This window comes from Limosilactobacillus avium (assembly GCF_947381485.1).
Classification (GTDB): Bacteria; Bacillota; Bacilli; order Lactobacillales; family Lactobacillaceae; genus Limosilactobacillus; species Limosilactobacillus avium.
In genome coordinates this window covers 1-488 of the sequence record NZ_CANCWN010000096.1, presented here as the reverse complement: position 1 = coordinate 488, position 488 = coordinate 1, and the positions used below count along the sequence as shown (strand labels likewise).

General features: G+C 41.6%; 1 protein-coding gene. It reads left to right on the top strand.

The window, feature by feature from the left end; all coding sequences use genetic code 11:
- On the top strand, positions 1-488 hold a 488-nt coding region (locus QOS01_RS10450; protein ID WP_283622276.1), incomplete at both ends, for an IS30 family transposase.

Below are 488 nucleotides of genomic sequence, written 5' to 3'. Positions count from 1 at the left end.
ATTTTATCATTTGAAGACCGCATTGTCATCGAAACGCTTCGTCATGAAAAGCGATCTCTTCGATATATCGCTGATTATCTGGGTTTTAGTAAGACCACTATCTTTAATGAAATTCATCGCTTGAATGGCGAATATCAAGCTGCTAGTGCTCAAGCTAACCTTGAATCTAAGCTTAGTCGTCGTGGTCGTAAATGCTCATTAACGGCTAACCTCAAGCGACTAATCGAAGACAAGATCAAGATTCAGAAATGGTCAATTGAACAAGTAGCCCATGTGGTTAGGATCGCCTACAAGACTATCTATAACTGGGTCGATCAAGGACTTCTAGATATTCGGATGACTGATTTACCTGACCATGGTATTCGTCGTAAGCGTGCTAAAGAAACCCGTGGGACTTTCAGTCATGGTCGTTCGATTGAAGATCGTCCAGCTGAAGCTTCTGATCGTAATATTGCAGGCCATTTTGAAGCTGATACAGTTTTATCTGG